5 protein-coding genes are annotated in these 6,145 nt (G+C 70.9%); 4 read left to right on the top strand and 1 reads right to left on the bottom strand.

Annotated features, from left to right (window positions below; all coding sequences use genetic code 11):
* From ABZ671_RS11895 to ABZ671_RS11880, 4 genes are all read left to right on the top strand, one after another.
* A partial coding sequence (locus ABZ671_RS11895) for a Gfo/Idh/MocA family oxidoreductase (RefSeq protein WP_357855300.1) occupies window positions 1–666 on the top strand: 666 nt, incomplete at its 5' end.
* A gap of 222 nt (window positions 667–888) precedes the next feature.
* The gene (locus ABZ671_RS11890) at window positions 889–2,043 is read left to right on the top strand and encodes an inositol-3-phosphate synthase (RefSeq protein WP_357855297.1); all 1,155 of its coding nucleotides are present in this window, start codon (window positions 889–891) and stop codon (window positions 2,041–2,043) included.
* Window positions 2,044–2,134: 91 nt separating this feature from the next.
* Window positions 2,135–3,202, top strand: coding sequence for a polyprenyl synthetase family protein (locus tag ABZ671_RS11885; RefSeq protein ID WP_357855294.1), 1,068 nt, complete (start codon window positions 2,135–2,137; stop codon window positions 3,200–3,202).
* A 202-nt stretch (window positions 3,203–3,404) separates the two neighbouring features.
* Window positions 3,405–4,412 carry a sugar phosphate isomerase/epimerase family protein gene (locus ABZ671_RS11880; protein ID WP_357855291.1) on the top strand — a complete coding sequence of 336 codons (1,008 nt, stop codon included), beginning with the start codon at window positions 3,405–3,407 and terminating at the stop codon, window positions 4,410–4,412.
* 160 nt (window positions 4,413–4,572) lie between these two features.
* On the opposite strand, the gene ABZ671_RS11875 is transcribed toward ABZ671_RS11880, so the two are convergent.
* Window positions 4,573–6,096, bottom strand: a complete 1,524-nt coding sequence (locus tag ABZ671_RS11875; RefSeq protein WP_357855288.1) for a M28 family metallopeptidase — start codon at window positions 6,094–6,096, stop codon at window positions 4,573–4,575.
* Between the last annotated feature and the right edge of the window lie 49 nt (window positions 6,097–6,145).

Below are 6,145 nucleotides of genomic sequence, written 5' to 3'. Positions count from 1 at the left end.
CCCCTCGTCTGGCGACTCCAAAAGGACAAGGCCGGCTCCGGCGCCCTCGGCGACATCGGCGCCCACATCATCGACCTCACCCAACACGTCACCGGCCAGCTGATCACCGGCGTCAGCGCACTGACCGAAACGTTCGTCAAACAACGGCCACTGCCGGCCGAGTCGAGCGGCCTGGCCGCACACACCGGCGACAACAGCCAGACGATGGGCCCGGTCACCGTCGACGACGCCGCCGTCTTCATCGCCCGACTCAACGGCGGAGCAATCGCCACCTACGAAGCCACCCGCTTCGCCACCGGTCGTAAGAACGGGCTGCGCATCGAGATCAACGGCTCGCTCGGATCAGTCGCCTTCGACTTCGAGCGGATGAACGAGCTGGAGTTCTACGACGCCACCCGACCCGGCCCGGAACAAGGATTCACCCGAATCCTCGTCACCGAACCCGACCACCCCTACCTGTCCGCCTGGTGGCCACCCGGCCACCCCATCGGCTACGAACACACCTTCACCCACCAAATGCGCGACTTCATCGAAGCCATCACCACCAACACCGACCCCACCCCATCCTTCACAGACGCGCTGCAGGTCCAGTTGGTACTCGACGCGGTGACCCGCTCGGCCGAACGGGCCGCCTGGACGGAGGTGGAGCCCGTGCTGGCCGACTGACCCGTGTCGCGGCGCCGCCGGCGCCGCCAGAGAAGGCTTCCCGGCGCCGACCGGCGAGGGCCCGCCGCGGTTGCGCCCCGTGGCGGGGAACGAGGTCGACCTCGGGAAGCGTGCCACCGGAGCGTCCGGTACGGCACGACCAGCACGGCCGCCCGGTGCGGCCGGACCGGGATTCCCCGGCCGCACCGGCGGGCCGGCCCGACGACGACGGCGAGGAGCACGATGCGTACGGGTGTCTGGCTGATGGGAGCGCGCGGCTCGGTCGCGACCACCAGCATCGTCGGGGCACTGGCGCTGCGGGCCGGGCTCACCGAGCCGACCGGCTGCGTCACCGAGCTGCCCGACCTGCGCGGGCCGGCCCTGCCGGCCTTCGCCGCCCTGGTTCTCGGTGGCCACGACGTGGTCGCCACCCCGCTCACCAAGCGGGCAGAGGCACTCGCCGCCGCCCGGGTGCTGCCCGGCCGGCTGGTGGACGCTCTCACCGACGAGCTGGCCGAGGTCGAGGCGGCGCTGCGTCCCGCCCCGACCGAGGGCACCCAGGCCGAGCGGGCGGCTGCCGTGGCCCGCGACCTGACCGACTTCCAACGCCGGCACGCGCTGGACCGGGTGGTGGTGATCAACGTCACCGCCACCGAACCGGCCGCCGCCGCGCACCCCGCCCACCACGACCTCGCCGCGCTGCGGGCCGCGCTGGCCGGCCCCGGCGCGGTGCTGCCCGTCAGCTCGCTGTACGCGTACGCGGCATTCACCGCCGGCTGCCCGTACGTGGACTTCACGCCGTCGACCGGGGCCCGACTGCCGGCGCTGAGGGCGCTGGCCGACGAGCAGGGACTGCCGTACGCCGGGCACGACGGCAAGACCGGGGAGACGTTGGTCAAGTCGGTGCTCGCGCCGATGTTCGCGATGCGGCACCTGGCGGTGCGCTCCTGGTCCGGGGTGAACCTGCTTGGCGGTGGAGACGGTGCCACGCTCGCCGAACCGGCCGCCAACGCCGCCAAGGTGGACAGCAAGCAGCGGGTGCTCGGCGAGACCCTCGGCTACGTTCCGCCGGGCACCACCCGGATCGATTACGTGCCGGAACTCGGTGACTTCAAGACCGCCTGGGACCTGGTCACGTTCGCCGGCTTCCTCGGCACCGGGATGCGGATGGAGTTCACCTGGCACGGCTGCGACTCCGCGCTGGCTGCCCCGCTGGTGCTCGACCTGGCCCGACTCACCGCCGCCGCGCACGTGGCCGGCCGCAGCGGACCCCTCGCCGAGCTGGCCTTCTTCTTCAAGGACCCGCTCGACGCGCCCACCCACTCGCTGGCCGAGCAGTGGGCGCTGCTGCGGGAGTTCGCTGCCGGGTTGCACACGCTCGGGACGGGTGAGCCGTAGGACAGGCAGGTGCGATATTGTCAGCCATGGATAGTGGCCGTCTCGGGAACCACATCGATCTGGCGCACCTCGCATGTGCCTGCGAGGGGCCATGACCGCCACCGTCACACCGACCGACCCCACTCTGCTGCGGGACCGTTTCGACGCCGCGCTCGCCGCGTTCCTGCGTCGGCAGCGGCCGGGCCGGTCGGACCACGGCGCGGGAGCCGTCCATGACGTGCTGCACCGGTTCGTCCTCGCTGGTGGCAAGCGGGTGCGCCCCCTTTTCTGCTACTGGGGGTGGCGGGGCTTCGGCGGTCCCGACGGCGCACCGATCGTGGCCGCGGCGGCGGCGCTGGAACTGTTTCACGCGTTCGCCCTGATCCACGACGACATTCTCGATCACAGCGATCGGCGGCGCGGCCAGCCGGCGATGCACCGGATCTTCGCCGATCTGCACGCCCGCTCCGGCTGGCGTGGTGACCCGGAAACGTATGGCCGGGACGCCGCCCTGCTCTGCGGTGACCTCTGCGCCGCCTGGTCGGGGCAGATGTTCCACGAGTGTGGGCTGGAGCCCACCCGGGTCCGGCGCGGGCTTGCCGTCTTCTCCCGGATGCGGGCCGAGGTGATCGCGGGGGAGTACTTGGACGTGCTTTCCGCCGCCGTCGACGGTTCGGTGGCGAGCGCGCTCGCCGTCGTTCGGATGAAGACCGCCCGCTACACGGTGACCCGCCCGGTGCAGATCGGCGCCGCGCTGGCCGGAGCGGACCCCGACGCGGTGGCGGCGCTGGCTGACTTCGGTGACCCGCTCGGGGATGCCTTCCAGCTCCGCGACGACCTGCTCGGCGTCTTCGGCGACCCGCGGCTCACCGGTAAGTCCGATCTGGACGACTTGCGCGAGGGAAAGCCGACGGTGCTGATGGCGCTGGCCCGGCAGGCGGCCGACCCGGCCGGGCGGGCGCGGCTGCGTGCGCTGGTCGGCCAGCCCGACCTGGACCAGGGCGGCGCGGCCGAGGTGCGGCGGATCATCGAGGTCACCGGTGCGCGGGAGTCGGTGGAGCAGATGATCCGGGTCCGCGCCGACGCCGCCCTGGCGGCGCTGGACCGGCTGCCGCTGGCCGAGCCGGCGCGGTCGGCCCTGGCCGACCTGGGGGCTCGGGCGGTCGACCGCAGCGCGTGACGCGGAGCCCTTCCTAACCGGCCGAGGCGGGCCTACAGTGGGGGCGGCGACCGCGAGGTGGCCGGTGACCCGACGGGAGGCGCAACCCGTTGGGCCCAGGCGCGACCGCGCCCACCGGTGCCCGTCGAGGTCGCCCTCACCCGGTCGCCCTCGCCCCGGTCCATGACGGAATCCCCCATCATCACCACAGGGGAGAAGGACAATGGCGCGACCCATCACGCTTTTCACCGGCCAGTGGGCCGATCTTCCGTTCGACGAGGTCTGCCGGCTCGCCGCCGAATGGGGGTACGACGGCCTCGAAATCGCCTGCTGGGGCGACCACTTCGAGGTTGACAAGGCGCTCGCCGACGAGTCGTACGTGGACCGGAAACGGGCCACCCTCGCCAAGCACAACTTGAAGGTCTTTGCCATCTCCAACCACCTCGTCGGCCAGGCGGTCTGCGACCACCCGATCGACGAACGGCACCAGGACATCCTTCCCGCGCGGATCTGGGGCGACGGCGAGCCGGAGGGCGTCCGGCGCCGGGCCGCCGAGGAGATGAAGGACACCGCCCGGGCGGCGGCGAAGCTCGGGGTGAAGACGGTCGTCGGCTTCACCGGTTCGTCGATCTGGCACACCCTGGCGATGTTCCCGCCGGTCCCGCCGGCCATGATCGAGCGCGGTTACCAGGACTTCGCCGACCGGTGGAATCCGATCCTCGATGTCTTCGACGAGGTGGGCGTGCGCTTCGCGCACGAGGTGCACCCCAGCGAGATCGCGTACGACTACTGGACCACCAAGCGCACGCTGGAGGCGATCGGCCACCGGCCCGCGTTCGGGCTGAACTGGGACCCGTCGCACTTCGTCTGGCAGGAGCTGGACCCGGTCAACTTCATCTTCGACTTCGCCGACCGGATCTACCACGTCGACTGCAAGGACGCCAAGGTCCGCACCGGCGACGGCCGACGCGGGCGGCTCTCTTCCCACCTGCCCTGGGCGGACCTGCGGCGCGGCTGGGACTTCGTCTCCACCGGGCACGGCGACGTGCCGTGGGAGGACTGCTTCCGTGCGTTGAACGCGATCGGCTACGACGGCCCGATCTCCGTCGAGTGGGAGGACGCCGGCATGGACCGCCTGGTCGGCGCGCCCGAGGCGCTGCAGTTCGTACGCCGGCTTGCCTTCGACGCGCCGGCCGCCGCTTTCGATGCCGCCTTCAGCAGCCGGGACTGACCCTTTTGGTCGCTACGAACTTGATGACGTAAACGATTCACTCCGGTCGCCCCCGCCGTCGGCGCGGGCGACCGGTAGGTGATCCGTCCACGTCATCAAGTTCGTAGCTTCCGGCAGCCGATGTCGCCTCTCGCCCTGCCGATCCCGATTGGTCGGACGGTTACTGCGCGACCTCGTGGTCGTGGTCGTGCAGGCCACCGCCGCCGCTGTCACCGGCGCCCGGCCCCTTGCCCCGGACCGGCGCGCGCAGGCTGCTGATGTCGAAGGCGTACGTGATCACGGCGTGCGCGATCGCGTCCGACATCTCCTCGAGCGCCTTCTTGTTGATGTTGTTGATCGTGTCGCAGGCCTGGTGGTAGCACGAGTCGTACGGCATGCCCGCGGTGCCACCGAAGACCGCCGCCTCATTCGCGGTCTTGATCCCCTCGGCACCGGTGAACAGGCCGCCGGACGGGATGTCCACGCCCGCGGCGATGAACGGCCCGTAGTCGCTACGCCCGGAGAACGCTGTCTCCCGCGATGCCAGCCCCTGCGAGGCGAAGTAGTCGTGGAAGAGCTGCTCGATGGCACCCGAGCCGGCCGGCCCGCGAGCGGAACCGGTGCCGACGGGGAACGCCGAGTTGTCGCCGTCGTAGACGAACCGGACGTAGTTGGGCGAGGCGACCATGTCGAAGTTCAGGTAGAGAGCGATCTTCTTACGCTCCGCCGCCGACAGGTTGGCGACGTAGTACTCCGAGCCGATCAGGCCGGACTCCTCGGCGCCCCAGAGCGCGAAGCGGACCTTGTTCTTCGGCTTGACCTTGTGCATCTGCGTGGCGATCTCCAGCAGCGAGGCGCTGCCCGAGCCGTTGTCGTTGATGCCTGGGCCGGCGGAGACCGAGTCCAGGTGGGCGCCGGCCATCACCACACTGTTCGGGTCGCCTGCGGCCGATTCGGCGATGAGGTTCTCGGCGGTGGCCGTACCACGGAAGGTGTCGGCCTTGACCCGCAGCGTCAGGCCACTGGGAACCTGCGCCACAAGCTGCTGGCCGAGCGCCTGGGTGATGCCCGTGGCCGCGAAGTCCAGAGTGAACGTGTCGCCCAGCGTCCCGTTCAGGTCACCGGTGGTGTTGTTGTAGATGATCGCGGCCGCCGCACCCGCCGCGGCGGCGTTGGTTGCCTTCTCGCCGAAGGAACAGTCGCCTCGGCTGACGAGGACAATGGTGCCGACGGTGGCGGGCCCGAAGTCCGCAGCCGTGCAGCCCGTTGCGTTGCCGGTCGGTACGGAGGCCCGCGCGGTAACGTCGCCGCTGCCCGAGTAGCTCATCAGCGCGTTCGGCAGGTCGGCGGCCGGCGACGGGGATACCCGCTGCAGCAGGCCGGGGCCGTGCGAGATGAACGTCTGGTATTGGAACGGCTGCCGGCTCACCGAGAAGCCGGCCGCGCGGAGCACGCCTTCGGCATAGTCGACCGAGCGGTTGTAGCCGGCCGAGCCGGCCACCCGCGTACCACCGTTCTCGTCGGCGATTCGCTGCAGGGCCTTGAGGTGCTTGATGATGCCGTCGGCGGTGACCGCCGCCCGCAACTTCTTCGAGTTGTTGTTGTTGGGCTCGGCGTGCGCTGCCGGCGTCGCGGTGGCGACGCCGACCAGCACCGCGGTCGCGGTTGCCACCACGCCGCGCTGCCAGGCTTTGCGGGAGACCACGATGTCCTCCTATTGGCCAGCCAGGGCTCACCGGATGGATCGACCCCGG

The organism is Micromonospora sp. NPDC006766 (assembly GCF_040636055.1).
GTDB lineage: Bacteria > Actinomycetota > Actinomycetes > Mycobacteriales > Micromonosporaceae > Micromonospora.
The sequence above is the reverse complement of the archived record's forward strand: the minus strand, read 5'-3'. Positions and strand labels throughout refer to the sequence as shown.

What these genes read in the sequence shown, in the direction of transcription:
- ABZ671_RS11885 (WP_357855294.1), top strand. Translation starts at nt 2,135, where the DNA reads ATGACCGCCACCGTCACACCGACCGACCCCACTCTGCTGCGGGACCGT.
- ABZ671_RS11880 (WP_357855291.1), top strand. Translation starts at nt 3,405, where the DNA reads ATGGCGCGACCCATCACGCTTTTCACCGGCCAGTGGGCCGATCTTCCG.
- ABZ671_RS11890 (WP_357855297.1), top strand. Translation starts at nt 889, where the DNA reads ATGCGTACGGGTGTCTGGCTGATGGGAGCGCGCGGCTCGGTCGCGACC.